This window comes from Ideonella sp. WA131b, from assembly GCA_023657425.1.
Lineage (GTDB): Bacteria > Pseudomonadota > Gammaproteobacteria > Burkholderiales > Burkholderiaceae_C > Rubrivivax.
In genome coordinates, this window is sequence record JAGTJW010000001.1 from 1,136,518 (window position 1) to 1,163,357 (window position 26,840).

The 26,840-nt window shown below is 67.1% G+C and carries 23 protein-coding genes; 12 read left to right on the top strand and 11 right to left on the bottom strand.

All coding sequences use genetic code 11. The annotated features are described in order from the left end of the window. The first annotated feature begins 359 nt into the window (after nt 1–359). Nucleotides 360–2,240, top strand: coding sequence for an ATP-dependent endonuclease (locus tag KA711_05235; protein MCM0608387.1), 1,881 nt, complete (start codon nt 360–362; stop codon nt 2,238–2,240). A gap of 2 nt (nt 2,241–2,242) precedes the next feature. Continuing rightward, nucleotides 2,243–3,652 (top strand): DUF2130 domain-containing protein, encoded by a 1,410-nt coding sequence (locus tag KA711_05240; GenBank protein MCM0608388.1) that lies wholly within the window; start codon nt 2,243–2,245, stop codon nt 3,650–3,652. A gap of 112 nt (nt 3,653–3,764) precedes the next feature. On the opposite strand, the gene KA711_05245 is transcribed toward KA711_05240, so the two are convergent. The 6 genes from KA711_05245 to rpmH form a co-directional block, all read right to left on the bottom strand. After that, a complete protein-coding gene (locus KA711_05245; protein ID MCM0608389.1) occupies nt 3,765–4,943 on the bottom strand; it encodes a tyrosine-type recombinase/integrase in 1,179 nt (392 codons plus the stop codon). A 183-nt stretch (nt 4,944–5,126) separates the two neighbouring features. Continuing rightward, a complete protein-coding gene (gene mnmE, locus KA711_05250) occupies nt 5,127–6,512 on the bottom strand; it encodes a tRNA uridine-5-carboxymethylaminomethyl(34) synthesis GTPase MnmE (GenBank protein ID MCM0608390.1) in 1,386 nt (461 codons plus the stop codon). A gap of 184 nt (nt 6,513–6,696) precedes the next feature. After that, nucleotides 6,697–8,388, bottom strand: coding sequence for a membrane protein insertase YidC (gene yidC, locus KA711_05255; protein ID MCM0608391.1), 1,692 nt, complete (start codon nt 8,386–8,388; stop codon nt 6,697–6,699). Between the two features lie 10 nt (nt 8,389–8,398). Beyond that, nucleotides 8,399–8,716 carry a membrane protein insertion efficiency factor YidD gene (yidD, locus tag KA711_05260; GenBank protein ID MCM0608392.1) on the bottom strand — a complete coding sequence of 106 codons (318 nt, stop codon included), beginning with the start codon at nt 8,714–8,716 and terminating at the stop codon, nt 8,399–8,401. 18 nt (nt 8,717–8,734) lie between these two features. Further along, nucleotides 8,735–9,169, bottom strand: a complete 435-nt coding sequence (locus tag KA711_05265; GenBank protein ID MCM0608393.1) for a ribonuclease P protein component — start codon at nt 9,167–9,169, stop codon at nt 8,735–8,737. 73 nt (nt 9,170–9,242) lie between these two features. Continuing rightward, nucleotides 9,243–9,377 carry a 50S ribosomal protein L34 gene (rpmH, locus tag KA711_05270; GenBank protein MCM0608394.1) on the bottom strand — a complete coding sequence of 45 codons (135 nt, stop codon included), beginning with the start codon at nt 9,375–9,377 and terminating at the stop codon, nt 9,243–9,245. A 217-nt stretch (nt 9,378–9,594) separates the two neighbouring features. On the opposite strand from rpmH, the gene dnaA reads away from it, so the two are divergent. The 3 genes from dnaA to gyrB all read left to right on the top strand — a co-directional run bounded on the left by dnaA (nt 9,595) and on the right by gyrB (nt 15,061). After that, nucleotides 9,595–11,034, top strand: a complete 1,440-nt coding sequence (gene dnaA, locus KA711_05275) for a chromosomal replication initiator protein DnaA (protein ID MCM0608395.1) — start codon at nt 9,595–9,597, stop codon at nt 11,032–11,034. A gap of 260 nt (nt 11,035–11,294) precedes the next feature. Then, nucleotides 11,295–12,404 carry a DNA polymerase III subunit beta gene (locus KA711_05280; GenBank protein ID MCM0608396.1) on the top strand — a complete coding sequence of 370 codons (1,110 nt, stop codon included), beginning with the start codon at nt 11,295–11,297 and terminating at the stop codon, nt 12,402–12,404. A 101-nt stretch (nt 12,405–12,505) separates the two neighbouring features. After that, entirely contained in the window at nt 12,506–15,061 is a 2,556-nt protein-coding gene (gyrB, locus tag KA711_05285; GenBank protein ID MCM0608397.1) for a DNA topoisomerase (ATP-hydrolyzing) subunit B, read from the top strand. Between the two features lie 475 nt (nt 15,062–15,536). Here the strand turns inward: gyrB and KA711_05290 are convergent, their stop codons facing one another. From KA711_05290 to KA711_05305, 4 genes are all read right to left on the bottom strand, one after another. Next, nucleotides 15,537–15,965, bottom strand: a complete 429-nt coding sequence (locus KA711_05290) for an EVE domain-containing protein (GenBank protein MCM0608398.1) — start codon at nt 15,963–15,965, stop codon at nt 15,537–15,539. Between the two features lie 55 nt (nt 15,966–16,020). After that, nucleotides 16,021–16,389, bottom strand: coding sequence for a VOC family protein (locus tag KA711_05295; GenBank protein ID MCM0608399.1), 369 nt, complete (start codon nt 16,387–16,389; stop codon nt 16,021–16,023). A 103-nt stretch (nt 16,390–16,492) separates the two neighbouring features. Beyond that, a complete protein-coding gene (locus KA711_05300; protein ID MCM0608400.1) occupies nt 16,493–17,182 on the bottom strand; it encodes a YafY family transcriptional regulator in 690 nt (229 codons plus the stop codon). 618 nt (nt 17,183–17,800) lie between these two features. Continuing rightward, nucleotides 17,801–18,988 (bottom strand): CoA transferase, encoded by a 1,188-nt coding sequence (locus KA711_05305; protein MCM0608401.1) that lies wholly within the window; start codon nt 18,986–18,988, stop codon nt 17,801–17,803. A gap of 281 nt (nt 18,989–19,269) precedes the next feature. Here KA711_05305 and KA711_05310 point away from each other — a divergent pair, with 281 nt between their 5' ends. The 4 genes from KA711_05310 (at nt 19,270) to KA711_05325 (ending at nt 22,142) form a co-directional block, all read left to right on the top strand. Further along, nucleotides 19,270–20,028, top strand: coding sequence for a 3-oxoacyl-ACP reductase FabG (locus KA711_05310; GenBank protein MCM0608402.1), 759 nt, complete (start codon nt 19,270–19,272; stop codon nt 20,026–20,028). A gap of 19 nt (nt 20,029–20,047) precedes the next feature. Further along, the gene (locus tag KA711_05315) at nt 20,048–20,983 is read left to right on the top strand and encodes a glutathione S-transferase family protein (protein MCM0608403.1); all 936 of its coding nucleotides are present in this window, start codon (nt 20,048–20,050) and stop codon (nt 20,981–20,983) included. Between the two features lie 22 nt (nt 20,984–21,005). Then, nucleotides 21,006–21,422 carry an ester cyclase gene (locus KA711_05320; protein ID MCM0608404.1) on the top strand — a complete coding sequence of 139 codons (417 nt, stop codon included), beginning with the start codon at nt 21,006–21,008 and terminating at the stop codon, nt 21,420–21,422. A 99-nt stretch (nt 21,423–21,521) separates the two neighbouring features. Continuing rightward, the gene (locus KA711_05325; protein ID MCM0608405.1) at nt 21,522–22,142 is read left to right on the top strand and encodes a glutathione S-transferase N-terminal domain-containing protein; all 621 of its coding nucleotides are present in this window, start codon (nt 21,522–21,524) and stop codon (nt 22,140–22,142) included. A gap of 3 nt (nt 22,143–22,145) precedes the next feature. On the opposite strand, the gene KA711_05330 is transcribed toward KA711_05325, so the two are convergent. After that, a complete protein-coding gene (locus KA711_05330) occupies nt 22,146–23,048 on the bottom strand; it encodes a LysR family transcriptional regulator (protein MCM0608406.1) in 903 nt (300 codons plus the stop codon). A gap of 146 nt (nt 23,049–23,194) precedes the next feature. Between KA711_05330 and KA711_05335 the strand changes: the two genes are divergently transcribed. The 3 genes from KA711_05335 to KA711_05345 all read left to right on the top strand — a co-directional run bounded on the left by KA711_05335 (nt 23,195) and on the right by KA711_05345 (nt 26,785). Next, nucleotides 23,195–24,184 carry an aldehyde dehydrogenase family protein gene (locus KA711_05335; protein ID MCM0608407.1) on the top strand — a complete coding sequence of 330 codons (990 nt, stop codon included), beginning with the start codon at nt 23,195–23,197 and terminating at the stop codon, nt 24,182–24,184. Then, nucleotides 24,175–24,999 carry an HDOD domain-containing protein gene (locus KA711_05340; GenBank protein MCM0608408.1) on the top strand — a complete coding sequence of 275 codons (825 nt, stop codon included), beginning with the start codon at nt 24,175–24,177 and terminating at the stop codon, nt 24,997–24,999. The genes KA711_05335 and KA711_05340 overlap by 10 nt, the downstream gene beginning before the upstream one ends. Before the next feature lie 88 nt (nt 25,000–25,087). After that, complete coding sequence (locus tag KA711_05345; protein ID MCM0608409.1) at nt 25,088–26,785, top strand: AMP-binding protein; 1,698 nt, start codon at nt 25,088–25,090, stop codon at nt 26,783–26,785. Nucleotides 26,786–26,840: the final 55 nt, after the last annotated feature.

Genomic DNA, 26,840 nt, shown 5'->3' on the forward strand with positions numbered 1-26,840 from the left:
TGACTGCAGATGCTTGGCTCTGAGTAGCAGGAATCGCAGCAGTCGCAAGGGTTTGGGGACTCAACGACCTCTCGAGGATTCCGCTGCCACCGAGACAGACTGGGTTTGACCCGGAGCGGTCCAACGCCGGCCAGGAAAGTGGACGTTCGGCAGTCCGCCGCTTGGTAGGCAGCGTGGACGAGGCGATGATGGTGGTGTACTTCCCCTCTTGGAGGCTAGGGCAAAATGTTCCCGGTTCTTAAGCGTAGTTGGCGTGCAGGCGAATCTGGCTTTTGAACTCCGTTGAAGAATCCATCGGGCCAGCCCGCGAATCGCCATTTCCGACTACGAGCGGTCCATCAAGGGAAGGCGGAACAGCAATGAAGATTCAGTCAGTTCGAATTAGGAACTTCCGCACGCTGAATGACGTAACCATCCCCTTCGATTCCGTCACGACATTCATCGGGCCGAACGGCGCCGGCAAATCAACTGTGCTTCGTGCGCTTGACTGGTTCTTCAACGGCAAGCCTGGCTCTCTCACGGATAAGGACTGTTCGTTCGGCGCGACTACCGAAAACATCGAGGTTCAGGTTGCCTTCAGCGCGCTCACCGACAAGGACCGGGAAGCACTTGGCAAGTACGCGCCGGAAGGCGTTGCCAGATTTACAGCTTGGAAGCGTCGGTCGCCTGACGGTACCGAGGTACTTTCTGCGAATGCTAAAGGTCTTCCGGAGTTCAATGCGATCAAGGCAGCAAGCAGTGCGACTGCGAAGAAGGAGATGTACGCTGAGCTTCGCAACAGTCGGGCGGAATTGAATCTTCCGGCTGCCAATACTGGGGCAGCGGTGGAGCAGGCGATGACGGCCTGGGAGTCCTCACACACCGATCAGCTTGTCGACGCTCCAGAGGCGCTACAGACCAACTTCTTCGGTTTCAACAGCGGCGGCAAGATGAGCGGCCTCTTTGACTTTGTCCTCGTCACCGCCGACCTGCGGGCAAGTGAGGAGTCGATCGACGGCAAGTCGAGCATCATTGGGCGAATCCTTGAGCGTTCGATCGACCGCGCAGCCGCCGATGACGAGATCGCGAAGATCGTCGAGGAGTCGCGCGCCAAGCAGCAGCAAGTCTACGAGGAGCAGTTCAAGGCGCAGCTTGATGCGATTACGACGCAGCTGAATGAAGTCGTCGGATCCTACTCCCCCGGTCGAGCGGTCACGGTTTCTCCTGCCGGGGTGGAACTCAAAGCTCCTCGCACGACGTTCGACGTGGCAGTACTGGACGGAACGACCGAGACTGTCGTCGAGCGACAAGGACATGGCTTTCAGCGCACGCTTCTGATCTCTGCGCTCCAGCTCTTGGCGCAGTCGGGTGCGGCTTCGGCGGAGGGTGTGATCTGCTTGGCGATCGAGGAACCAGAGCTGTTCCAGCATCCGATCCAGGCCCAGGCCTTTGCAAAGGTGCTCCGGTCACTTGCCGAAGACGCCAGCAAGCGCATCCAAGTGACCTATGCGACGCACAGTCCATATTTTTTGGAGGCTCGCCATTTCGATCAGGTCAGACGATTGACTCGATCCGTCGACAAGAAGCCCGCAGTTGCCATCCACTTCGCCACGGTCGACGCCGTAAAGGCGAAGCTCAGCGGGACGGTTGATGCTGACCAGGTTGCCCGTCAACTAGACGGAATTGTCGCCAGTCAGCTTTCGGTAACTCTGTTCGCGGCGCGTGCACTGCTGGTCGAAGGGGGTACGGAGGCGGCGGTGTTCTACGGCATTGGCGATCGGGATGCCGTGGGCCGACTCGAATCCCAAGGACTGTCGATTGTCTCGGCGCACGGCAAGGGGGGTATCCCGCTTGCCCATGCCATCCTTGTAAGCCTTGGGATTCCAACCTACGTGCTCTTCGACGGGGACAGTGGCTTCGAGGCGCGTGCCAAGGCCGCAGGCAAGACTCAGAGTGTCATAGAGGGCGAGCGCACGAAGTTTTCGACCGAGAACCGCCGGCTTTTGAAGTATTTCGGCGAGACCGAAGTTGATTTCCCATCAGACCGGGTCGGCGATCGTGTCGCGACCCTGAGCGACCACCTCGAGAGCTACCTTGGGTCCAACTGGACGGAGTGGGTCTCTTCCTGTGCGGCGATTGAAGCCGCTGCCGGCATCCGCCTCTCAAAGAATCAATATGCCTACCGGGCAGCGACTCTTGAGGCGAAAGGAACTGCCCCAGATATTCTCAAGCAGATTCTGGCCAAGGCGATAGGAGCGTAGACATGCACGAGATCATTTGCCCGCACTGCAGGAAGGCATTCAAAGTCGACGAGGCAGGATACGCGGACATCCTGAAGCAGGTTCGCGACAGCGAGTTCGAGCGGGCGCTGCACGAGCGGCTTGCGTTGGCCGAGCAGGACAAGAGGAACGCCGTCGAGCTGGCCGAGACGAAGGTCGCGGCCGAAATGCAGAAGGCTGTCGCGGCCAAGGACGCTGCGGTGCGGGACCTCCAGGCAAAGATCAAGGCCGGTGAGGTTGCGCAGAAGCTCGCAGTAGCTGAGGCCCTGAGTGCCGTGGAAAAGGAGCGTGATGCCCTCGCCAACGAACTCAAGCAGGCCAAGCACGATAAGCAAACGGCTGCGCAGCTGGCGGAGGCGAAGTTCGTCAACGAACTGCAGCGAGCCGCTGCGACGAAGGACGCGGAGATACAGGAATTGAAGGCGCAGCTCGGCGCTGGCGAGGCTGCCCAGAGGCTTGCAGTTGCAGAGTCCGTCAGCGCGGTGGCGAAGGAGCGGGACGAGCTGAAAAATTCCTTGGAGCGAGTGGTCCTTGAGAAGCAACTCGCCGAAAAGTCCCTGAAGGACAAGTACGAGACGCAAATCAAGGACCGCGATGACGCGATCGAGCGACTGCGGGATATGAAGGCGCGGTTGTCGACCAAAATGGTCGGCGAAACCCTGGAGCAGCACTGCGAGACCGAATTCAATCGCATCCGAGCCTCGGCGTTTCAAAGAGCCTATTTCGAGAAGGACAACGACGCACGCAACGGAAGCAAAGGTGACTTCATCTTCCGCGACTCGGACGAAGGGGGAACCGAGGTCATCTCGATCATGTTCGAGATGAAGAACGAGAGCGACGAGACCGCGACCAAGAAGAAGAACGAGGACTTCCTGAAGGAACTCGACAGGGATCGGGTCGAAAAGGGCTGTGAGTATGCTGTGCTCGTTTCACTTCTTGAGCCCGACAGCGACCTCTACAACACCGGGATCGTCGATGTCTCTCATCGGTACCCAAAGATGTATGTGGTCCGGCCGCAGTTCTTCATTCCGATCATTACGCTGCTTCGCAACGCAGCCCAGAACTCGCTGCAATACAAGACCGAGCTTGCCCTCGTGAGGGCGCAGAACATCGACATCACTAACTTCGAGAGGCAGATCGACGACTTCAAGACGGCATTCGGACGGAACTGGCGGCTCGCTTCCGAAGGCTTCGCCGAGGCTATCAAGCGGATCGACGAAGCGATCAAGGATCTGGAAAAGACGAAGGAAGCGCTGCACAAGTCAGCGAACAATCTACGACTCGCCAACGACAAAGCCGAGGACCTCACGATCAAGCGGCTCACCCGCGGCAATCCGACAATGGCCGCAAAGTTCGCCGAACTCAAAGATCCAAACGCTGATGACCCGGATTGAACGCCGCAGCAAGCGCGGACTGCCTGTGCTTGCAGTGGTGGGCAGGGCGTAGCCGAGGGTCGGCTGTGCGGCGTGCAGGCGTGTGACTAATCGTGGCCGAACACGGCCGGGCTCAAGCCCCCCGCCCCAACCCCTCCACATACTCCCCCCAGAACCCCAGCATCTCCCGCCTCTGCCCCGCATACTCCGCCCGGTTGTACACCCCGCGCACCCCGCCGATCGTGTGGTTCAGCGCCTTCTCCACCACGTCCGCCGGCCACCCATGCTCATGCAGCAGCGTCGACGCCGTCCGCCGCAGATCATGAATCGTGAACGCGGGGATGTCCTGCCCCCGCAGCGCCACCTTCAGCGCATTGTTCATCGCGTTGTGCGCGAACGGCTTGGTCAGCGACCCGCGCCCCGGCAGCACCAGCTCGCTGCCGCCAGCCAGTGAGCGCAGCTCCGCGAACAAGGCCAGCGCCTGCGGCGACAGGAACACTAGGTGCGGCTTGCCGGTCTTGGAGTGCTCCGCCGGAATCGACCACTCGGCCTTCTCGAAGTCCACATGCTCCCAGCGGGCCAGCATCAGCTCCGACTTCCTCACCAGGGTCAGCAGGATCAGCCGCAGCGCCACCTTGAACTGCCGGCGCACGTTCGAGTCCATCACCGCCTTCAGGAACACCCGGATCTCCTGCGGCGCCAGCGCACGGTCGCGTGAGCGCGCGCGGTGCACATGCCGCATCGGCAGCGCCATCACCGGATTGGTCGCAGTCAGCCCGGCGGTCATGGCGTAGTCGAACAGGCGCTTCAGCAGGCCGCGGATCACGCCGGCGGCCGCGTCGAAGCCCTCGTTCTTCTTGCGCCAGATGATCGCGCGCACGTCCTCGGTGGTCACCTCGCCCACGGGCTTGCTGCCGATGGCCGGCACGATGGACTTGTCGAAGTAGCGCCGGGGGATGGTGGTGTCCTTGCGGTCGCGGTTGACGATCTCGCGGAAGAAGCGCTCGCCGAACTCGGCCACCGTCAGCTCGGGCCCCAGCCCCTGGCGCGTCAGGCGCTTCTGCGCCGCCGGCGACTGGCCCTGCGCCACCAGCGCCTCGCGCCGGTCACGCTCCAGCCGTGCCTGCCGAAGCGACAGCGCCGGGTAGCGGCCCAGCGTCACGCGTTCGGGCTTGCCGTTCACCCGGTAGCGGTAGTGCCAGAGCATGCCGCCGGTGGGGAACACCTCGATCACCAGGCCGCGCTCGTCGGTGCGGCTGTAGCGCTTGGCCTCGGGTTTCAGGGCGCGGATGGCGACATCGGTGAGCGGCATGGGCGGGCTTCCATGTACACATGACGGAGATTGATCATCATATGCCGGATGTGTACCCATGCGTGTACATGAAATCGCTCGGCTCTTGCCGGAAGCCGACGGTACGCAAGAGACAATAAAGCCTTTTCAATCATAGGCTTATCGAACAACCTAGGAAGTCATCGGAACTCTACGGAACCCCACCTACTTGCCGATGCAGAACCGCCCGAAGATCGCGCCCAGCAGCTCCTCGGTGCCGTACTCGCCCGTGATGGCCATCAGCGCGCGGTGGGCCAGGCGCAGCTCCTCGGCCAGCAGGTCGAGCGCGGCGTCGCGCACGGCGGCGTGGGCCTGTGCGGCCTCGAGGTGGGCGCGGGCCTCGCGCAGGGCCTGCACGTGGCGCGTGCGCGCGATGAAGAGGCCCTCGGCCGCCGGCTGCCAGCCGGCCTGCGCCAGCAGCGCCTGGCGCAGCGCGTCCAGGCCCGCGCCGGTGCGCGCCGACAGCGCCATCGCGCCTGCGGGCAACCCGGCGGCCGTGGCGGCATCGGCCTTGTTCCACAGCGTCAGCCGCGGCGTGGCGGCGGGCAGCAGCGTGGCAATCTCGGCATCGGCCGCGTCGTAGGCCGGCTCGCCGCGGCGCGACAGGTCGCGCAGGAACAGCACCACGTCGGCGCCCGCGATCGCCTCCCAGCTGCGCGCGATGCCGATGCGCTCCACCTCGTCGGCCGCCTCGTGCGGCAGGCGCAGGCCGGCGGTGTCGGTCACGTGCAGCGGCACGCCGTCGATCTGGATGGTCTCGGCCACGCGGTCGCGCGTGGTGCCGGGGATGGGTGTGACGATGGCCAGTTCGGCCCCCGCCAGCGCGTTGAGCAGGCTGCTCTTGCCCACGTTGGGCTGGCCGGCCAGCACCACGCGCAGGCCCTCGCGCAGCAGCGCGCCCTGGCGCGCCCGGCCCAGGCCGCGCGAGACGGCCTCGTGCAGCGCATCGAGCCGCTCGCGGGCGCGGGCCTTCTCGAGGAAGTCGATCTCCTCCTCGGGGAAGTCCAGCGTCGCCTCCACCAGCGTGCGCAGCTCCACCGTCTGCGCGGCCAGCGCGGCGATCTCGTCGCTGAAGGCGCCCGTCAGCGAACGCGCGGCGCTGCGCGCCGCCGCCTCGGTGCTGGCGTCGATCAGGTCGGCCACGGCCTCGGCCTGCGCGAGGTCGAGCTTGTCGTTGAGAAAGGCGCGCTCGGTGAACTCGCCCGGCGCCGCCAGCCGCAGCCCCGGCAGGGCCTGCAGGCAGCGCGCCAGCAGCAGCTGCAGCAGCACGGGGCCGCCGTGGGCCTGCAGCTCGAGCACGTCTTCGCCGGTGTAACTGTGGGGCGCCGGGAAATGCAGCGCCAGGCCGCGGTCGAGCGCCGCGCCGTCGTCGCCCACAAAGGGCAGCAGCACCGCCTGCCGCGGCGGCAGCGTGTCGCGGCCGCAGACGGCGCGGATCAGCGGGGCGAGGTCGGCGCCCGAGGCGCGCACGATGCCCACCGCACCGCGCCCCGGAGCGGTGGCGATGGCGACGATGGGGTCCCGGGGCCGGGACGGGAGGGCCGCGCGCATGGGTTTGTCATTGTCGGCGCGGCGCTGAATGCTGGCGCGGGTGGAGCGGTCCGGCGCTGATGCCGGACCGGGCTCCTGAGCCGGCCGTGTGTGGCCGGGTCACCCGCATGCCTGCATCCTCGGCCACCCGCGCTGCCGCCTGAAGGCCGGGCAGGGCAGGCCGCTCCGGAATCCGTGGCTCAGTTCACGCCACGCCCAGCTTCTTGTTGATGTACCACTGCTGCGCGATCGACAGGATGTTGTTCGTCAGCCAGTACAGCACCAGGCCGGCGGGGAAGAAGAAGAACATGAAGCCGAAGGCCAGCGGCATGAACCACATCAGCTTGGCCTGCATCGGGTCGGTCGGGGCCGGGTTCAGCCACACCTGGAACAGCGACGAGGCCGTCATCAGCACGGGCAGGATGAACCAGGGGTCGGGCTGGGCCAGGTCGTTGATCCACAGCACCCACGGCGCCTGGCGCATCTCCACACTGCTCAGCAGCACCCAGTACAGCGCGATGAAGAAGGGCATCTGCACCAGGATGGGCAGGCAGCCGCCCAGCGGGTTGACCTTCTCCTCGCGGTAGATGCGCATCATCTCCTGCTGCATCTGCTGGGGCTTGTCCTTGTAGCGCTCGCGCAGCTCGTTCACCTTGGGCGCCACGGCCTTCATCTTGGCCATGCTGCGGTAGGCGCTGGCGTTGAGCCAGTAGAACGCGATCTTCAGCACCACCACCAGCGCGACGATGGCCCAGCCCCAGTTGCCCATCACGGAGTGCAGCTTGTCGAGCAGCCAGAACAGCGGCTTGGCCAGGACGGTGAACCAGCCATAGTCCTTGACGAGCTCCAGGCCCGGCGCCAGCGCGGCAAGCTTGTTCTCCTCTTGCGGGCCGGCAAAGAGCACGGCGTCGTGCGCCCGGGTGGCACCAGGGGCCACCTCGCCCAGCGGCTGCACCATGGCCACGGTGTAGTGGTTGTCGGCCACCTTGGCGGTGCGGAACTCGCGCGGGCCCGGCGTGTTCACCAGCCAGGCCGACGCGAAGTAGTGCTGCACCATCGCGATCCAGCCTTCGTTGGCGGCGCGCTCGTGGCTGGCGTCGCCCTTGGCGATGGCCTTGAACTCGACCTTCTGGAACTTCTTGGCCTCGGTGTAGACGGCCGGGCCGGTGAAGGTGAAGTAGAACGCGCTCTCGCCCTCGGGCGGGTTGCCGTCGCGGGCCAGCTGCAGGTACAGCTGCGGATTGATGGGCGCGGCACCCTGGTTGATGACCTCGTGGCGCACGTCCACGGTGTACTCGCCGCGTTTGAAGGTATAGGTCTTGGCCAGCTGCACGCCGTCGACCACGGGCGACTCGAAGCGCAGCGCGATCTCGTTCGAGCCCGGGACCAGCGTGCGCTCGCCGGGCATGGCCGTCATCGCCGTGAGGTGGTTGGGCAAGGGCAGGCCGGCCGTGCTGTTGACGAGGCCGGTCTGCGCCACGTACAGCCGCTTGGGGCTCTGCTCGAACAGCAGCACGTTGCGCGTGGCGTCTTTGTTGTCGCGGTGCGCCAGCAGCTCCAGGCGCACCAGGCTGCCGCCGAGGCTGTCGAAGCTGGCCTTGACGCGGTCGGTGGTGACGGTGACCAGCTCACTGCCCGGCGGCGTTGCGGCCGTCGGCACGGCGCCGGCCGGCGCGGTGGCGGCGGGTACGGCGCCCATGGTGGCCGGCGCCGGCACGGCCGCCGCTGAAGGGGCCGCAGGGGCCGTGCCGGCGGGGCCGCTGGCGGGCGTGGCGGCGGACCGCGTGGGCGAGCCGAACATCGTCGGCTGGCCGGTGTGGCGGTTCCAGGCGTCCCACAGCAGGACGAGCGACATCGTGAAGACCACCCACAGCAGGGTGCGGCGCATATCGGTCATGGGTGGGCGATCAGCGGGAGATTCGGGGCAGTTCGTCGGCGGCACGGGCTCCAAGCCCGAGGCGCGAGAAAAGGGCGGGTGGTGCGGGCGGTACGGGGTCGTGGCCGCCCTCGCACCAGGGGTGGCAACGCGCCAGGCGGGCGACCACCAGGTAGCTGCCGGCGGCCGCGCCATGGCGCTCCAGCGCCTGCAGCGCGTAGGCCGAGCAGCTGGGCTCGAAGCGGCAGCCGTTGCCGATCCAGGCCTTCAGCAACAGCCGGTAGGCGTGTACCGCACCGATCAGCAGCCGGCGCGGTAGGGCCCGGACGAAGGCGATGGCAGCGGGCATGGGGTCCGGGCGGCTGGCTCAGCGCGGCCGAGCGGCGGCCAGCAGCAAACGGTCGAGCTCGGCGCGCACGGCCTCGGCCAGGGCCGTCGAGCGCGCCGATGGGTAGTCGGGCCGCGGGAACCCGGCGTGCAGCCTGAGCAGCCACAGGCCCTTGGGCAGGGCGGCGGCATGGCGGCGGAAACTGTCCCTCATCTGCCGCTTCAGCTGGTTGCGCGTGACCGCGCGGCGGGCCTGGCGCTTGGGCACCATGCAGCCCAGCCACTGCGACCTTGGCATGTTATCCACATGTTCGGGCTGAACGCCGGGAACATCTGTGGACAACTCTGTGCCCCGCAGCCTTCCGCGGTGCGGCGCAACCGGCAGGGGCTCCGCATTCACGTGATGAACGGCGAAGTGAGCACTCCGCCCGCGCGAGCGCGTGGCGAGCAATCGTTCGAAGTCGGCCTTGTGCACAAGGCAGCGGCGCGGCGGGTGTGGGCAGCGTGTGGCAAGGGCTGGCGGCCCGCGGGCGACCGGCTGGCCCGGCTCAGACGCCCAGGCGCTTGCGGCCCTTGGCGCGGCGGGCGTTCAGCACGGCGCGGCCACCGCGGGACTTCATGCGCACGAGGAAACCGTGCGTGCGGGCGCGGCGGATCTTGGACGGCTGGTAGGTGCGCTTCATGGCAGACCTGTAGGGTTGGTGTGGCCTTGAAGGCCTGGTTGCGGGCGAATTCGGGAAACCCACGATTACAGCAAAAATGCCCTTTCCGGTCAAACACTTGCGCATCAACTGCTGCAGTCCGGCGGGGATTGACAGCCGCGCGAAGGTTGTGGATAACCGCGGTCCGCCGGCCGTGAGGGATGCCTTGGCCGGTGGCTCCCAAAAGAACATGTCCACAATGACGTCTGATCTCTGGCAGCGTGCCTGCGAGCGCCTCGCGCTCGAACTGCCTGAACAACAATTCACCACCTGGATCCGGCCGCTGGCCAGCGCCGTGAGCGTGAGCCCGCCAGCGCCCGCCGACGGGGGCACCGAAGCCAGCCCGATCACGGTTTCGGTGCGGGTGGCCAACCGTTTCAAGCTGGACTGGATCCGCGCCCAGTACGCCGCCCGCCTGGAGACCGCGCTGTGCGAGGTGGCCGGCGCCGCCGTGAGGCTGGAGCTGTCGGTGGCGCCGCAGCGCGCAGAGGCCCCGGCGATGCCATTGCGCCGCACCCAGCCCCTGGCGGCCTCCACGCTGGCCCTCGACGCGCTGGCCCTGGGCGACGGCCTGCGCGCGGCCGAGTCACCGCCGCCGGCCCGCCCGCTGCCCGCCAGCACCCACCGCCTGAACACCGCGCTGACCTTCGACACCCTGGTGGCCGGCCGCGCCAACCAGATGGCGCGCACGGCTGCGCTGCACGTCGCCGGGGCGCCGGGGGCCATGTACAACCCCCTGTTCATCTACGGGGGCGTCGGCCTGGGCAAGACGCACCTGGTGCACGCCGTGGGCAACGCGCTGCTCAAGGACCGCCCGGACGCGCGTGTGCTGTACCTGCATGCCGAGCAGTTCATTTCCGACGTCGTCAAGAACTACCAGCGCAAGACCTTCGACGAACTCAAGGCCAAGTACCACGGGCTCGATCTGCTGCTGATCGACGACGTGCAGTTCTTCGCCGGCAAGGACCGCACGCAGGAGGAGTTCTTCAACGCCTTCGAGGCCCTGCTGTCGAAGAAGGCCCACATCATCATGACCAGCGACACCTACCCCAAGGGCCTGGTCGACATCGACGAACGCCTCACCAGCCGCTTCGACAGCGGCCTGACGGTGGCCATCGAGCCGCCCGAGCTCGAGATGCGCGTGGCCATCCTGCAGCGCAAGGCGCTGGCCGAGGGCAGCGAGATGCCCGAGGACGTGGCCTTCTTCATCGCCAAGAACGTGCGGGCCAACGTGCGCGAACTCGAAGGCGCGCTGCGCAAGGTGCTGGCCTACAGCCGCTTCAGCCACAAGGACATCAACATCGCCCTGGCCCGCGAGGCGCTGCGCGACCTGCTGTCCATCCAGAACCGGCAGATCGGGGTGGAGAACATCCAGAAGACCGTCGCCGATTTCTACAAGATCAAGGTCGCCGACATGTACAGCAAGAAGCGGCCGGCCTCGATCGCACGGCCGCGGCAGATCGCCATGTACCTGGCCAAGGAGCTGACGAAGAAGAGCCTGCCCGAGATCGGTGAGCTCTTCGGGGGCCGCGACCACACCACGGTGCTGCACGCGGTGCGCAAGATCGGCGCCGAGCGCAGCACCAACACCGAGCTCAACCAGCAGCTGCATGTGCTGGAGCAGACGCTGAAGGGGTGAATGGGTGAATGGGACGGGGGCCGTTGGGTGGCCTCTTCGGTGGGCAGAAGGCTGTGGGCAAGATTCGAACAAGTCCGGTGTTGTCCACAGCGCGCCGCAACGCGTTGATGATGTCCCCAAAGCCGGCCCGCCGACCAGGGGCCGCACACACAGGGTTCGCCGGCAGCTAAAGCATTGCCGGATAAGGCGAAAATAGCCTTGTCCCCAGGTTCGGTGGCGCTCTATCTACTGCTACCAGAGAAAAAGAGAGAGGAAAGCCCATGATCGTTCTCAAGGCTGCGCAAGCGAACGTGCTGGACGCCCTGCAGGCCGTGGCCGGCATCGTGGAGCGGCGGCACACACTGCCCATCCTGGCCAACGTGCTGATGCGCAAGAACGGATCCTCGGTGGAGTTCACCACCAGCGATCTCGAGATCCAGGTGCGCACCACGGCCGAACTCGGCGGCGACGCAGGGCCTCTGGCCATCACGGTGGGCGCCCGCAAGCTGATCGACATCCTCAAGAGCCTGCCGGCCGACCAGGTCGTCACGCTGTCCAGCAACCAGAACAAGCTCACACTGTCGGGCGGCAAGAGCCGCTTCACGCTGCAGACGCTGCCGGCGGATGACTTTCCGCTCGTCAACGAGAGCGTGGACTTCGGGCCGACCTTCTCGGTGCCCATGAAGACGCTGAAGGGTCTGATCAACCAGGTGCACTTCGCGATGGCGGTGCATGACATCCGCTACTACCTCAACGGCATCCTGTTCATCGCCGAGGGCAAGACGCTCACCCTGGTGGCCACCGACGGCCACCGCCTGGCGATGGCGCAGAACCCGCTCGAGGCCGAGGTGCCAAGCAAGCAGGAGGTGATCCTGCCGCGCAAGACGGTGCTGGAGCTGCAGCGACTGCTGAAGGACGAAGACGCCGCCATCGAGATGCGCTTCGCCAGCAACCAGGCCAAGTTTCAGTTTGCGGGGCTGGAGTTCGTGACCAAGCTCGTCGAGGGCAAGTTCCCCGACTACAACCGCGTCATCCCCAAGAATCACAAGAACAGTGTTGTGCTCGGACGCGCGCCGCTGCTGGCCAGCCTGCAGCGCGCCGCCATCCTGACGAGCGAGAAGTTCAAGGGCGTGCGCGTGAACATCGAGCCTGGGCTGCTGAAGATCGCCAGCAGCAACGCCGAGCAGGAAGAGGCCAAGGAAGAGATCGAGGTCGACTATGCCGGCGACCCGATCGAGATCGGCTTCAACGTCAGCTACCTGATCGACGCGCTGGCCAACAGCGCGCACGAGATGGTCAAGCTGGAACTGCAGGACGGCGCGGCCAGCGCGCTGTTCAGCCTGCCGGAGCAGCCGGGGTTCAAGTACGTGGTCATGCCCATGCGCATCTAGCACCGCCGGCCACCCACCCCAGCAGACGGCGGGCCTAGGCCCGCTTCAGCGTTTTGAAGGGGCTGCGAACACGCGGCCCGCGACCCGGAAAAGAGCCTGTGATGACCGAACCGAAGAAGCCCGACGACGGCGTGACCCGCAAGGACGTGCCCGCCGAGCAGGGCCCCGCCATCGACAGCGGCAGCGCCGCCAGCAGTGCCTACGGCGAGAGCAGCATCCAGATCCTCGAAGGCCTGGAGGCCGTGCGCAAGCGCCCGGGCATGTACATCGGCGACACCTCCGACGGCACGGGGCTGCACCACCTGGTGTTCGAGGTGGTGGACAACGCCATCGACGAGGCCCTGGCCGGCTTCTGCGACGACATCGTCGTCACCATCCACACCGACAACTCCATCAGCGTCACCGACAACGGCCGCGGCATCCCCACCGGGGTGAAGATGGACGACAAGCACGAGCCCCGGCGCAGCGCGGCCGAGATCGCGCTGACCGAGCTGCATGCCGGCGGCAAGTTCAACCAGAACAGCTACAAGGTCAGCGGCGGCCTGCACGGCGTGGGCGTGAGCTGCGTCAACGCGCTGTCGGTGTGGCTGCGCCTGACGGTGCGGCGCGAAGGCCAGGTGCACTTCATCGAGTTCAAGCGCGGCGTGACGCAGGACCGCGTGCTCGAGCAGTGCGACGGCGTCGAGGTGAGCCCCATGAAGGTGACCGGCGCCACCGACAAACGCGGCACCGAGGTGCACTTCCTGCCCGACGACACCATCTTCAGCAACATCGACTTCCACTACGACGTGCTGGCCAAGCGGCTGCGTGAGCTGAGCTTCCTGAACAACGGCGTGAAGATCCGCCTGGTGGACGAGCGCAACGCGAAGGAAGACAACTTCGCTTTTGCGGGGGGTGTGAAGGGTTTCGTCGGCTTCATCAACACCGGCAAGAAGGTGCTGCACCCGAACATCTTCCACGCCATGGGCGAGAAGACGAGCGACCAGAACACCAACATCGGTGTCGAGGTGGCGATGCAGTGGAACGACGCTTACGCCGAGAACGTGCTCTGCTTCACCAACAACATCCCGCAGCGGGACGGTGGCACGCACCTCACCGGCCTGCGCGCGGCGATGACACGCGTCATCAACAACTACATCGCCGAGAACAAGATCGCCGAAAAGGCCAAGGTCGAGATCGCCGGCGACGACATGCGCGAAGGCCTGGCCTGCGTGGTGAGCGTGAAGGTGCCCGAGCCCAAGTTCAGCAGCCAGACCAAGGACAAGCTCGTCAGCTCCGAGGTGCGCGGCCCGGTCGAAGACATCGTCGGCAAGTTGCTCACCGACTGGCTGCTGGAGAACCCCAACGACGCCAAGATCATCTGCGGCAAGATCGTCGATGCCGCCCGCGCCCGCGAAGCCGCCCGCAAAGCCCGCGAGATGACACGCCGCAAAGGCGTGCTCGACGGCCTGGGCCTGCCCGGCAAACTGGCCGACTGCCAGGAGAAGGACCCGAGCCTGTGCGAGATCTACATCGTCGAGGGCGACTCGGCCGGTGGCAGCGCCAAGCAGGGGCGCGACCGCAAGTTCCAGGCGATCCTGCCGCTGCGCGGCAAGATCCTGAACGTGGAACGTGCGCGTTATGAACGGCTGCTCAGCAGCGACAGCATCGTCACGCTGATCACGGCTTTGGGCACCGGCATCGGGGCGGAGGACTTCAACGCCGACAAGCTGCGTTACCACCGCATCATCATCATGACCGACGCCGACGTGGACGGCGCCCACATCCGCACGCTGCTGCTCACATTCTTCTACCGGCAGATGCCGGTGCTGGTGGAGCGCGGGCACATCTACATCGCGCAGCCGCCGCTGTACAAGGTGAAGCAGGGCAAGCACGAGGAGTACCTGAAAGACGGCCACGCGCTCGACGCCTTCTTGCTGGGCGTGGCGCTCGACGGCGCGGCGGTGTACCCCGAGGGTGTGCACGAAGGCGCCAAGCCCGCCATCACCGGCGAGGCGCTGGAGACGCTGGCCCGTGCCTACCTGACGGCCAACGCCGTGACCGAGCGCCTGAGCAACTGGATGGACGAGGCGGCGGTGCGCACCATTGCGGGCGGCCTGACGCTGAACCTGGACACCACCGCCGAGGCCGAGGCCAGCGCCGTGGCGCTGCAGGCGGCGCTGAAGGACGCCACGGTCGAATCGCAGTTTGACGCGCGCACCGACAAGCACCTGCTGCGCATCAGCCGCCGCCACCATGGCAACACCCGCAGCAGCGTCATCACGCAAGACTTCGTGCACGGCGCCGACTACGCCGCGCTGGCGCTGGCCGGCACCAGCTTCAAGGGCCTGCTGGATGCGGATGCCGTGGTGCGCCGCGGCGAGGGCGACAAGATGAAGGAACACCAGGTGGCCGACTTCCGCGCCGCCATGGCCTGGCTGATGCAGCAGGCCGAGGGCGCGGTGAGCCGCCAGCGCTACAAGGGCCTGGGCGAGATGAACCCCGAGCAGTTGTGGGAGACGACCATGGACCCCACCGTGCGCCGCCTGCTGAAGGTGCAGATCGACGACGCCATCGAAGCCGACAAGGTGTTCACGATGCTGATGGGCGACGAGGTCGAGCCGCGGCGGGAGTTCATTGAGAGCAATGCGTTGAGGGCGGCGAATATCGATGTCTGAGCGCAGCCGTTCGTTCGGCGCAATAGTTGTTGAGACTCGCGCAGAAGTAATGAGACTGGCGCGCAGGAGTTGGTGAGACTGGACGGCGGCTTACCTAGGAAGCGTGGCTTCCGGGGTTCAAGTTGTGTGCGGGCCATGCTGTGGTGCGAGGGGCAGCCATGCAGCGGTTGCGGTCCGTCGCCACCAGCTGCCCCAATTCACACTGCCTGGCACCAAGCGGCCGTTGGGCTGTACGACCACCGTCATGTCGAGCGGCCGCTGTCCGAGGTGCAGCGGTCATGGGCCCCTGGTGAGACAGCTCGCTGGGCCGACGACCGCTTCTGCAAGGCTCGAACCGGTAGTACCGACCCTTAGCCGCGCGGGACGCATTCACAAACCTGTCGTTCAGTTGCCGTCCATTGCCACAGTGGACCCAGTGACCTGCCGACTCGCAATCGAGCAGGTCAAGACAAAGCGTCGACGAGGCAGCGCCTAGTCAAGCGCCAACGGGCACTCGCATGGCTGAGGAAATGATGTCCATATCTGGCCCACTGATCGCAAACAGCCCGAAGCGAAATTGGTATCCCCAGTTGCGAACCCCTGACGAGAATTCGAGCCTGTTGAGCAAGGGCTGGATCGGCGTTTCGATGGCCTCGAACCACGTCACGTTCCGCCGAAACGGACGGAAGCCGCCCCCCATGTCGAACTCATAGGGCTCGCCCGCCTGAACCACGCCAATTGCCGTGAAGGATTGCAACTTGTCCTTGCCGCGGAAAGCTGAGCAAGGCGAGTAGTACACAACGCGATCTCCGGGGTGAACTCGGCGCAGCGGAGCCGCCTTGCCGTGACAAACCTGCATGAAGCCAGTTTCGCGGCCGTAGGCTACGTGTTCGGCCGATGCCACCGCAACCCAATTGGCGCTCATCGCGCACTCCCCGCTGCCCACTGCGGCTTCTCGGCAGGCGGGTGGCCACTGGGCCTCATGCGGCACCCGGCGCAAAGACGCGCAGACGGTGGCCGTCCGGATCGAGCGCGACGAAGGTGAAACCGAAGTCCATGCCTGCCGGCCTTTGCGCAATCTTCAGGCCCTTTGCGCTCCAGGCGGCGTGCATGGACTTGACCGTTTCCAAACCGTTCACCGCGAACGCGATTTCTGCACCCCCCACCGCGGTGGCCGCCGGCTCGACTGTGTGCGCAGCCCACAGCCCCAGCATCGTGCCGGAGTCCAGCGCAAACAGCGCGAAGGTTGGGGACGCTTCCGCCGGCGCCTTGCCGAGCAGGTCGGCATAGAACACGACGCTGTCAGTCGGGCTCTTCACATAGAGGATGACAAAGTTCGGATCGGACATGGGGCTTTCCTTGAGCTGGGGTGGCGAACTGCTTCGTTCGGTGCGCTCATCCTAGGAACAACCCATGTCAATTTCTGGCAGCAGTTGATCGTCGGGTTGTCCTCTATCGTTCAGGGATGCCTTCCTGCTCCCGCCACTCCTTCATCATGGCTTGGCGACGACGCGGATAACGGACGCCTGACAGCGTCAGGCTCATGATCCGGTCGGTGCGGAAGTGCCTGATGGACAGGCGCAACTCACACCAGCCGACAACCACGCGGGCGCGGTCGAAGTACCCGAGGGCAAAAGGCCAGATGGTGCGCAAGCTGTCATTGGCGGCAGCGTCCCGGTAGCGGATTTCGAGTTTGTGTTCGGTTCGAATTGCGTTTCGGATTGTCGCCACCTCGACATCGCCAGCGGCGATAGGCGCGCCCGGGCCGACGAGCAAGGCTGAAGTCTCCAATTCGTGGCGAAGATCGTTCGGCAGCACGGCGGCAATCTTGGCCATTGCATCGCGTGCCGCAGCGGCCAGGCGTTCGTCGCCGCGGTCTGCGACCCACCGCGACCCCAGCACCAGGGCCTCGACCTCGTCAGCGGAGAACATCAGCGGCGGCAGGGTGAAGCCGGGCTTCATCACGTAGCCCAGACCCGGCGCGCCGTCTATGCAAGCGCCCTGCGATTGGAGGGTTGCGATGTCGCGATACAAGGTCCGAAGGCTGATGCCCAACTCAAGCGCGATGGCTGAGCCGCTGACCGCTTGGCGGTGTCGACGAAGCAGCTGGAGCAAATCGAGCAGTCGTTCGGAGCGTGACATGGGTGGGTCTGGGTGCAGCCGCACTCTGCGGACCTTTCTTCATGCTAAGCGTACCTGCACCCACGCCCCAAACCGGCAAGGCCAGTGCATGCCGGGTATGGATGCCCGGAGTGCTTGGTGCAGGAACTTCTGCGCGACTGCGCGCCAGTCTCGTTAACTGCTGCAGCCTTCCTGATCCACCTGTTGCGCGTAGAGTGGAGCTTTGGAGGTAACCGAGTGGCCATCCTGTTTCAGCAATTGCTGCGCCCGACGTGGGCGATGCGCGCCATGGTTGTTGAGACTCGCGCAGAAGCAATGAGACTGGCGCGCAGGAGTGGCTGAGACACCGCCCGGACTGCAATGAAGGTCTGAATGGCGGTTGTTCGTCCGGGCCAAAACGAAGCGGCTTGACCGCCCTTGCAGACGGTCTTCAGAACCCGAAGGTGACAGACCGGCTGGACGGGATGGTTTGCAGCAACGCCGGAAGATGCAACTCCCAGGTGAGCGGCGTGCACTTCTTGTCCATGGCGTCACGCGTCACGCCTCAGAGGGCGTGCCTTTGCGGGCTGATCGCCCACGGAAACTGCTGTCGGGGCGCCGCTGTCGTGGCGTCACTCCATCGGCGGGCCGCTCGGGCCTTCAGCGCAGGGCGGTTTCGGGCTGCGGCGCGAACTCCGCGCGGATCGCTGCGCCGTGGGCATCGAGCGCGGGTGCGGCCGCGAAGGTGTCGCCGTCCCACTCCGTGCCCCAGGGCGCTGCGGGTACCTCGACCACGTGGCCGCCCACCGGCATGCGCCGGGTGCGCAACTGCGGGTGAGCGATCAGGTCGTGCACGGCGTTGACGTGGCCGTAGGCCGTCTGCGCCGCGGTCAGGCGGTCGACGAGGTCACCGCTGGGCAAGGCCCCGAAAACCTCGGCCGTGACGCCATCGACGAAGTCGCGGTGAGCCACGCGCGCGGCGTTGCCGGCGCAGCGCGGGTCCTGAAGCAACTCGGGCCGGCGCAGCACCAGGCGGCAGAAGTCGGCCCACTCGCGCTCGTTCTGGATCGAGATCACGATGTCGCGGCCGTCGCCGCAGGTGAAGGCGCCGTAGGGGGCGATCGTCGGGTGCTTCAGGCCCACGCGGTCGGGCGGGCGCCCGCCGTAGCGCGTCTGCAGATAGGGCACCGCCATCAACTCGGCGGCCGAGCCGAACAGCGACACCTTGACGGCTGAGCCGCGCCCCGTGCGACCGCGCTGGATCAGCGCCTGCTGGATGCCGATCAGTGCATTCAGCCCCGCGTTGATGTCGCACAGCGAGACGCCGATGCGTCCGAGTGAATCCACGCCCTGCCCCGGGGGGCCGCTCACCGAGATCAGGCCGCTCTCGGCCTGCACCAGCAGGTCGTAGGCCTTCAGGTCGAACAGCCGACCCTCGTCGCCGTAGCCGCTGATGTCGCAGGTGATCAGGCGCGGGTGGCGTTCGCGCAGCGCCGCCGAACCCAGGCCCAGCCGTTCCGCCGCGCCGGGTGCCAGGTTCTGGATGAACACGTCGGCGGTCGCCAGCATGTTCTGAAGCAGGGCCAGGTCGGCGGGCTGCTTGACGTCCAGCGCAATCGACTCCTTGCCCCGGTTGATCCACACCCAGTACGACGACTCGCCGTGCACCGTGCGGTCGTAGCCGCGTGCGAAGTCGCCTTCACGGCGCTCGATCTTGATCACACGCGCACCCGCATCGGCCAGCCGGCTGCTGCAGTAGGGCGCCGCCACGGCTTGTTCCAGCGCCACGACGAGCAGGCCCTGCAACGGCCGCTGCGCTGGCGACAGATTGGGGTCTGCGTTGGACATGACTTCTCCTTGCTCAAGGCTCGCTGGGCCCGGTGGGCCCGGTGGGCCAGTGCATGGCGCCGATTGTGGGAAGCGGCGCCGCGCTCCAGGAATTGCTTTTGTGCGAAACCTGAGTTCACGCCACCGAAACGCACCCGTTGCCGCAGCAACAACGCTGCATGAACGACTTTGAAATGGCAGCAGCGCAAGGCGCGCGCCACAGTCCGCCGCCACAACGACACGCAATGGAGACAACCCTGGCCCTTGGCAGCTTCGGTCTCCGCGCTTCTCAAGGAAACCCCATGAACAGCCACGATCTGCTCGCCGGGCGCACCATCATCGTCACCGGTGCGGCCACCGGCATCGGCCAGGCCTTTGCCATCGGCGCTGCGGCGCAGGGCGCCAACGTCGTCGTCGCCGACATGAACGCAGCCGACGAGACCGTGGCCACCATCGCAGCCGAGGGCGGCCACGCGCTGGCGGTGCGCGTGGACGTGGCCGACGATGCGTCGTGCCAGGCCATGGCCCGTGCCGCGCTCGATCGCTTCGGGCGCATCGACGGGTTGGTCAACAACGCGGCGTACTTCCGCGAGGTCAAGCTCACGCCTTTCGAAGAACTCGATCCGGCGCAGTGGGACCGCATCTTCCAGGTCAACGTGAAGGGCGTGTGGCACTGCTGCAAGGCGGTGATGCCGGCGATGCGCGAGCGGAAGTCGGGCGCCATCGTCAACATCGCCTCGGTCGTGGCGGTGGCCGGGCAGCCGGGCTACCTGCACTACGTGGCCACCAAGGGCGCGGTGCTGTCGATGACCAAGGGTCTGGCCAAGGAGTGCGGCCCCCACGGCGTGCGGGTGAACGTCATCGCGCCGGGCTTCGTGATCACCGACGCCACCAAGAACCGCCCCATCGAATGGCAGCAGAGCTTTCTGAAGGCGCGGGCGATCTCACGCGAACAGCGCCCCGACGACCTCGTCGGCACGGCGCTTTATCTGATGAGCGACCTTGCCGCCTTCGTCACCGGCCAGACCATCGTCGTCGACGGTGGCCACATCATGTATTGAGCATTCCAAGGGCACCACCATGAGCGACATCATCCTGCACCACTACCCCTTCTCCAGCTTCAGCGAGAAGGTGCGCGCCGCACTGGGCTACAAGGGCCTGGCGTGGAAATCGGTCGAGATCGCCGGCCTGCCGCCGCGCCCGCTGCTGACGCCACTGACCGGCGGCTACCGCCGCGCGCCGGTGCTGCAGGTGGGGGCCGACATCTACTGCGACACCAACGTGATCCTCCCGGCGCTCGACCGCCTGCACCCCACGAAGACGCTCACCCCGCGTGGCAGCGAGGGCGTGGCGCAGGGTCTGGGCTTCGCCTGGGAACGCCAGATGTGGATCCCCACCATCGGCGTGCTGGTGCACTACATCGGCGAGCACATCCCACCCGAGTTTCTGAAGGACCGCAAAGAGGGCTACCTGATGCTGGACATCAGCAAAGAGGCCATGGCGCCGCAATTCGGTGCCCACGTGCAGTTCGTGCGCGCGCAGATCGCGTGGCTGAACCGGGCGCTCGGCGCGCGGCCTTTCCTGTTTGGCGACGCGCCCAGCGCGGCCGACCTGGCCTGCTGGCAGACGATCTGGCTGCTGCGCAAGAACTGTCCGCCCGAGGTGGAAGCGCTGCTGGGCCTGGCACCGCTGGTGCCCTGGTACGAGCGCATCGAGGCCTTCGGCCAGGGCACGCCGACGCCGATGACGGCCGAGCAAGCCTTCGAGGCGGCGTGCCGTGCGCAGCCGCTGCCGGTGACGCACCTTCACGCGGATGGTGATGGCGGCGGCGATGGCGGCGGCTTGAAGGCGGGGTCGATGGTGGCCGTCACGCCCGACGACAACGCCCGCGTGTCGGTGCAGGGCCGACTCGTCGCCGCCGGCAGTGATGAGATCGTCATCCACCGCCATGACACGCAAGCCGGCGACCTGCACATCCACTTCCCGCGGCTCGGCTTCGATGCCGTGGCTGCTTGAACCCAAGCCGAGAGGAGACACCATGAGCACCCTGGAAACCAACAAGCAGATCTGCCGCGACTACTTCAAGGCCTTCCTCGCGCGGGACACCGCGTGGATGGCCCGGCACATCGCACCCGACTTCGTGCGGCACGACCCGGGCCTGCCGTTCGAGGTGCGCGGCCCGCAGGGCGTGGCGCAACTGCACGATGCGCTGCTGCCGGCATTCCCCGACATGGAGCTGCCGCTGCAGGACTTTGTGGCCGAAGGCGAGAAGGTGCTGGTGCGCCTGCGCGTGCAGGCCACCCACACGGGCGCCTTCGGCGACATGGCCGCCACCGGCCGGCGCATCGACATTGGCGTGCTCGACCTGTTCCAGATCCGCGACGGCGTGCTCGTGGAGCACTGGGCGCTGCTGGACAACCTGGGCATGCTCAAGCAACTGGGCGCGATCCCTTGACCCCCCCGCAGCGCCTGCGGCGCTCCCCCCAGGGGGCGCCGCCAGCGGCCCGGCAGAGCCGGCTCCGCGGCGGCCGCTTGAATCGACTGGAGACCACCTATGCAGTTGCTGGCCAACACCACCTCGCCCTTCGTGCGCATTGCGCGCGTGGCGCTGATCGAGAAGGGCTTCGACCTCGACCCCGTGATCGTCGACCCCTGGGCCGACGACACGCGCCTGCGCGCGGCCAACGTGGCCACACGCGTGCCCACGCTGGTGCTGGACGACGGCACGCCGCTGACCGAGGCCCTGCTCATCGTGCAGTGGCTGGAAGCCGTGCGCCCGGCGCCCGACAACCCCAGCCTGCTGGGGCCTGCGTCGGCTGCCGCCGGCGTGCTGTCGCGCGCCGGCGTGGCGATGGGCGCGATCGAAGCCGCGGTGGTGACCATCATCACGCGCAAAGTCACCGCGCCGGTGCTGTTTGATGAAACGCCGGTCGGCCTGCGGCGGCGGCGCTCGATGATCGAAGGCATGCAGCGCCTGGAAGCGCAGGCTGCGGCCATCGCCAGGGGCGGCCCGCCGACTCTGGACGCCATCACAGCGGTGACGCTGTACGACTATCAGCAGTTGCGCTTTGCCGACCAGCCCTGGCTGCCGGCCACGCCGGGCTTGGCAGCGCTGGCGGCGTCATGGAATGCGAGGGCTTCGTTCGCGCAGACCCGGCCCTACGTGCCGGTGTGACGCTCAGCCGCCTGCGGCCTGCGCCGCGGCGGTCTCCAGGTACAGGACCAGTTCGCCCAGCGGCGTGCGCGCCGGCGGCTGGCTGCGCGTGCAGACCAGCATGCGCCGCAAGGCCCAATCGTCGCTGAGCGGCAGCACCTTCAGCTGCATGGACGGGGCAAAGCTGCGGGCCGCCGCCATTGGCAGGATGCCGATGCCCAGCCGCGCCTCGACGGCGCGGCAGACGGCCTCGAAGCTGCGCACCTGCACCCGCAGCGCCATCGCGCGCGACTGCTGTGCCGCCTGGGCCGAGAGCAGGCGCGTCAAGGTGCTGCTGCCTTCGAGCCCGACCAGGTCGCGCTCGAGCAGGTCGTTGAACACCACGGTGTCTGCATCGAGCGTGTCGTCGCAGCGCACGACGGCGGCCAGCTGGTCGCTGCGGTAGGGGCGCGTCCACAGACCCGTGGTGTCGCAGCCTTCGACGACAACGCCCAGCTCAGCCTCGCCGCTGCGCACGCGGCGCACGGCTTCCTCGCTCCAGCATTCCTCCAGCACGATGCGCGCCTGGGGATGGGCCCCCTGGAAGCCCGCCACGTCGGCCGGCAGAAACTGCGTCATGGCCGAGGTGTTGCCGTGCACCCGCAGCACCGCGTGCTGACCGCTGGCGTAGTTGGCCATCTCGGCGCGCATCTGGTGCACACCCGCCACCACCTCGCGCGCCAGCCTCAGCAGATGGTCGCCCGCGGGCGTGAGCTGCAGGCCGCGCGAATGGCGCTCGAACAGCGTGGCCTTGAACTGGTGCTCCAGCAAAGACAGGCGCCGGCTCGCGGCCGGCACGGTGATGTGGCCGGCCTCGGCCGCACGCGTGAGGTTGCCCAGGTCGGCGGCTCGCACGAAGAGCGCAAGGGAGTCGATGTCCGGCAGCATGGCGGGATTGTGGCGCCGCCTGACCTGCATTGCGCTGCGCGCAAGGCGCCGTTGCCGAGTTTCCAATTCCCTCCGGAGGTGCTGCGTGCCGACAGTGCCTGGCGGTGGCCGCCGCACGCGCGGCACTCGACGGCCCGTGGGGCCGCATGACGGCCACCGAGCGCGGCCGGGTGCTGGTGACGATCGGCGAGATGGTGCTCGGGCACGAGGAAGAACTGGCGCAGATCGAGGCGCGCGACACCGGCAAGCCGATGACGACCGCACGCAACGACATCAAGGTGCGGGGCCGCACCGTGGCACCGGCGCTGGCCATGGGCAACGCCACGGTGCTGAAGCCGGCCGAGGACACCAGCCTGTCTGCGCTGCGCATTGCCGAGCTGGCCACCGCGGCGGGCTTGCCCGAGGGCGCGCTGCACATCGTCACCGGCCTCGGTGAAGAAGCCGGCGCGGCGCTGGCCGGGCACCTGGGCATCGACTTCATCTCCTTCACCGGCAGCAACGAGGTGGGCACGCTGGTGCAGCAGGCGGCGGCCCGCAACGCCGTGAAGTGCGTGCTGGAGCTGGGCGGCAAGTCGCCGCGGAACCAGGCGCGTGCCGCCGGCATCGCGGTACTGGCCGAAGGCTCGATTGCCGCAGACGCGCCGAGGACCGGCTGCTGCGTCAGGCCCACGCTGTTCGGCCCTGTGCCGCGCGACGCGGCCCTGGCCCGAGAAGAGGTCTTCGGCCCGGTGCTGGCGGCGATGCCCTTCGACGACGAAGCCGATGCGATCCGTCTGGCCAACGGCACCGACTACGGTTTGCTGGCCGCCGTGTGGACCGAAAGCGCCGGCCGCTTGCAGCGCGTGGCCAAGGCCGTGAAGGCCGGCCAGGTGTTCATGAACGGCTACGGCGCCGGCGGCGGCGTGGAGCTGCCGTTTGGTGGCACCAAGCGCAGCGGTCACGGCCGGGAGAAGGGCTTGCTGGCGCTCGAAGAGATGAGCACCACCAAGACACTCGTTCACTTTCACGGCTGGGAGCGTGGGCGGCAGAAATCCAGCCCCGCGCCGGCCCAACGCGGGGCTGGATTTCTGCCGCCTACGCTTCTAGGATGCCGCCAGCCCCGCCCTCGGCAGCTGCGCCCCCCGCCATGTCCGTGAACCCCGAACTCCGCAAGCTCGACATCGACATCCCCTCGCAGCCGCACGCGCTGCTGCAACTGTCGCTGCTGCTGGCCGAGGACGACATCAATCTGCAGGCCGCGGCGGCGCTGATCCAGTCCGACATGGCGCTGGCCGCGGCGGTGATGCGGGCGCTGAACTCGTCGCTCTACGGCCTGAAGGGCCGGGTGCAAAGCGTGCAGCAGGCCATGACCTACCTGGGCCTGCGCGAGGTCGCGGCGATCACCTTCGAGATGGGTCTGCGCGCGGCGTTTGCACCGGCGCGCGAGCTCGACCCGATCTGGAAGCGGGCCGCCTGGCGGGGCAAGGTCATGGCGCGGCTGGCGCAGCCGCTGTCCGAGGACGCCTGGGGGGCGCACTCGGCGGGGCTGTTCGAGGAGTGCGGCAAGGCGGTGCTGTTCCGCCATGCGCCCGACCACTACCGGGCCATGCTGCGCGCCGCCACCGACGACGCCGCACTGGCCGAGATGGAACGCGCCGGTTTTGGCGTGAGTCACGACGCGCTGGGCGCGGCGCTGTGCGAGAGCTGGGGCCTGGGCGCGGCGGCCGTGCACAGCGTGCGCCATCACGTCGCGGCTCAGGCCACGCGCGAGCTGCCTCCGCCGCCTGCCCGGCGCGGTCTGTGCGCGCTGTCGGTCCTGGCCCATTTGGTGGAGACCGATCCCGACGACGCCGAGACGGCGGCCGCGGCCATTGCCGTGCAGGCCGGGTTCGAGCCAGACCGGGTGTTGCAGGCGCTGCAGAGCGAGCTGGCGCGGCGCAACGAGTCTGCGGCGAAAGACCGCGCCGACTGAGGAAAGCCCGCTGGCGGCCCGCCCGGGCCTTTGGGTACGCTGCCGGCACTTGCATCAACCCGGAGCGGGCTGCCGAGCCTGTCCACCCATGGCCGTTTCCGTATCGCTCGACGCCCTGGCCCTGCAGCGGCTGTACCACTGGGAAAGCACGACGCCCGACAAGATCGCGTTCACGCAGCCGATGGGCGGTGGGCAGGTCGTGGAGTTCACCTGGCGCCAGGTGATGGACCAGGCGCGCCGCATGGCCGCCCACCTGCAGAGCCTGGGCCTGCAGCCTGGCGACAAGGTGGCGCTGCTGAGCAAGAACACGGCGCACTGGCTGATGAGCGACTTCGCCATCTGGCTGGGCGGCTTCGTCTCGGTGCCGCTGTACCCCACGCTGGCCGCCGGCACGATCCGCCAGATCCTCGAGCACAGCGAGAGCAAGCTGCTGTTCGTGGGCAAGCTCGACGGCTGGGAAGGCATGAAGCCCGGCATCCCTGCCGGCCTGCCCTGCATCCACCACCCGCTGAGCCCGGATGACGCCAAGAAGAGCTATCCCGGCTGGGACGCCATCGTCGCCAGGACCGAGCCGCTCAAGGGCAACCCGGTGCGCCCGGCCGACGAGCTGGCCACCATCATGTACACCAGCGGCACCACGGGTGCGCCCAAGGGCGTGATGCACAGCTTCGGCACCTTCGCCTGGGGTGTGCAGAGCGGCTTGAAGCGCGTGCCGGCCATCAACCGCAGCGCGCGCATGCTGAGCTACCTGCCGCTGTCGCACGTGGCCGAGCGCGCGCTGGTGGAGCACGGCATCCTGGCCACCGGTATGCACTTGTACTTCGCCGAGAGCCTGGACACCTTCACCGCCGACCTGCAGCGCGCACGGCCCACGGTGTTCTTCAGCGTGCCGCGCCTGTGGGTGAAGTTCCAGCAGGGCATCAGCGCCAAGATGCCGCCGAAGAAGCTGGACCTGATGCTGTCCATTCCCATCCTCGGCGGCATCGTGCGCAAGAAGATCCTCACCGCCCTGGGCCTGCAGGAGTGCGCGTTCGCCGCGGGCGGTGCCGCGCCGATGCCGCCGGACCTGCTGCGCTGGTACAACAGGCTGGGACTGGATCTCGTCGAGGTCTACGGCATGACCGAGAACTGCGGCGTCAGCCACGCCACGCTGCCGGGCAAGCAGCGCCCGGGTACCGTGGGCCTGCCCTACGACGGTGTGCAATGCCGCATCGACCCCGCCACCGGCGAGATCCAGATGAAGGCGCCCTGCCTGATGCTCGGCTACTACAAGGAGCCCGAGCTCACGAAGCAGGCCTTCACCGACGACGGCTGGCTGCGCACCGGCGACAAGGGCACGCTCGACGGCGAGGGCAACCTCAAGATCACCGGCCGCGTGAAGGACCTGTTCAAGACGAGCAAGGGCAAGTATGTGGCGCCCGCGCCCATCGAGGACCGGCTCGTCATGCACAGCGCCATCGAGGCCTGCTGCGTCACCGGCGCCAACCTGGGGCAGCCGCTGGCGCTGGCCATGCTCAACGTCGATGCCAGCCGCAAGGCGGGCAGCGCCGAGGGCCGCTCCGAGCTCGAGGCCTCGCTCGCGGCCCACGTCAAGGCCATCAACGAGCAGCTCGACCCGCACGAGCAGCTCGACTGCCTGGTCGTCACGGCCGAGGGCTGGACGGTGGACAACGACCTCATCACGCCGACCTTCAAGGTCAAGCGCAACCGCATCGAGGACCTGTTCGCGAAGAACTACGACGCCTGGGTGGGCATGCGCAAGACCGTGGTCTGGCAAAAAGCCTGAGGTCGCAGCCGCCCGGGCTGTTCGCACCGCTCCGGGCCGCTCGCACTGTTCAGGT

Excerpts from the sequence above, each read along its gene's own strand:
- KA711_05235 (MCM0608387.1), top strand. The coding sequence starts at position 360 with ATGAAGATTCAGTCAGTTCGAATTAGGAACTTCCGCACGCTGAATGAC.
- KA711_05240 (MCM0608388.1), top strand. The coding sequence starts at position 2,243 with ATGCACGAGATCATTTGCCCGCACTGCAGGAAGGCATTCAAAGTCGAC.
- KA711_05245 (MCM0608389.1), bottom strand. The coding sequence starts at position 4,943 with ATGCCGCTCACCGATGTCGCCATCCGCGCCCTGAAACCCGAGGCCAAG.
- mnmE (MCM0608390.1), bottom strand. The coding sequence starts at position 6,512 with ATGCGCGCGGCCCTCCCGTCCCGGCCCCGGGACCCCATCGTCGCCATC.
- yidC (MCM0608391.1), bottom strand. The coding sequence starts at position 8,388 with ATGACCGATATGCGCCGCACCCTGCTGTGGGTGGTCTTCACGATGTCG.
- yidD (MCM0608392.1), bottom strand. The coding sequence starts at position 8,716 with ATGCCCGCTGCCATCGCCTTCGTCCGGGCCCTACCGCGCCGGCTGCTG.
- rpmH (MCM0608394.1), bottom strand. The coding sequence starts at position 9,377 with ATGAAGCGCACCTACCAGCCGTCCAAGATCCGCCGCGCCCGCACGCAC.
- dnaA (MCM0608395.1), top strand. The coding sequence starts at position 9,595 with ATGACGTCTGATCTCTGGCAGCGTGCCTGCGAGCGCCTCGCGCTCGAA.
- KA711_05280 (MCM0608396.1), top strand. The coding sequence starts at position 11,295 with ATGATCGTTCTCAAGGCTGCGCAAGCGAACGTGCTGGACGCCCTGCAG.
- gyrB (MCM0608397.1), top strand. The coding sequence starts at position 12,506 with ATGACCGAACCGAAGAAGCCCGACGACGGCGTGACCCGCAAGGACGTG.
- KA711_05290 (MCM0608398.1), bottom strand. The coding sequence starts at position 15,965 with ATGAGCGCCAATTGGGTTGCGGTGGCATCGGCCGAACACGTAGCCTAC.
- KA711_05295 (MCM0608399.1), bottom strand. The coding sequence starts at position 16,389 with ATGTCCGATCCGAACTTTGTCATCCTCTATGTGAAGAGCCCGACTGAC.
- KA711_05300 (MCM0608400.1), bottom strand. The coding sequence starts at position 17,182 with ATGTCACGCTCCGAACGACTGCTCGATTTGCTCCAGCTGCTTCGTCGA.
- KA711_05305 (MCM0608401.1), bottom strand. The coding sequence starts at position 18,988 with ATGTCCAACGCAGACCCCAATCTGTCGCCAGCGCAGCGGCCGTTGCAG.
- KA711_05310 (MCM0608402.1), top strand. The coding sequence starts at position 19,270 with ATGAACAGCCACGATCTGCTCGCCGGGCGCACCATCATCGTCACCGGT.
- KA711_05315 (MCM0608403.1), top strand. The coding sequence starts at position 20,048 with ATGAGCGACATCATCCTGCACCACTACCCCTTCTCCAGCTTCAGCGAG.
- KA711_05320 (MCM0608404.1), top strand. The coding sequence starts at position 21,006 with ATGAGCACCCTGGAAACCAACAAGCAGATCTGCCGCGACTACTTCAAG.
- KA711_05325 (MCM0608405.1), top strand. The coding sequence starts at position 21,522 with ATGCAGTTGCTGGCCAACACCACCTCGCCCTTCGTGCGCATTGCGCGC.
- KA711_05330 (MCM0608406.1), bottom strand. The coding sequence starts at position 23,048 with ATGCTGCCGGACATCGACTCCCTTGCGCTCTTCGTGCGAGCCGCCGAC.
- KA711_05335 (MCM0608407.1), top strand. The coding sequence starts at position 23,195 with ATGACGGCCACCGAGCGCGGCCGGGTGCTGGTGACGATCGGCGAGATG.
- KA711_05340 (MCM0608408.1), top strand. The coding sequence starts at position 24,175 with ATGTCCGTGAACCCCGAACTCCGCAAGCTCGACATCGACATCCCCTCG.
- KA711_05345 (MCM0608409.1), top strand. The coding sequence starts at position 25,088 with ATGGCCGTTTCCGTATCGCTCGACGCCCTGGCCCTGCAGCGGCTGTAC.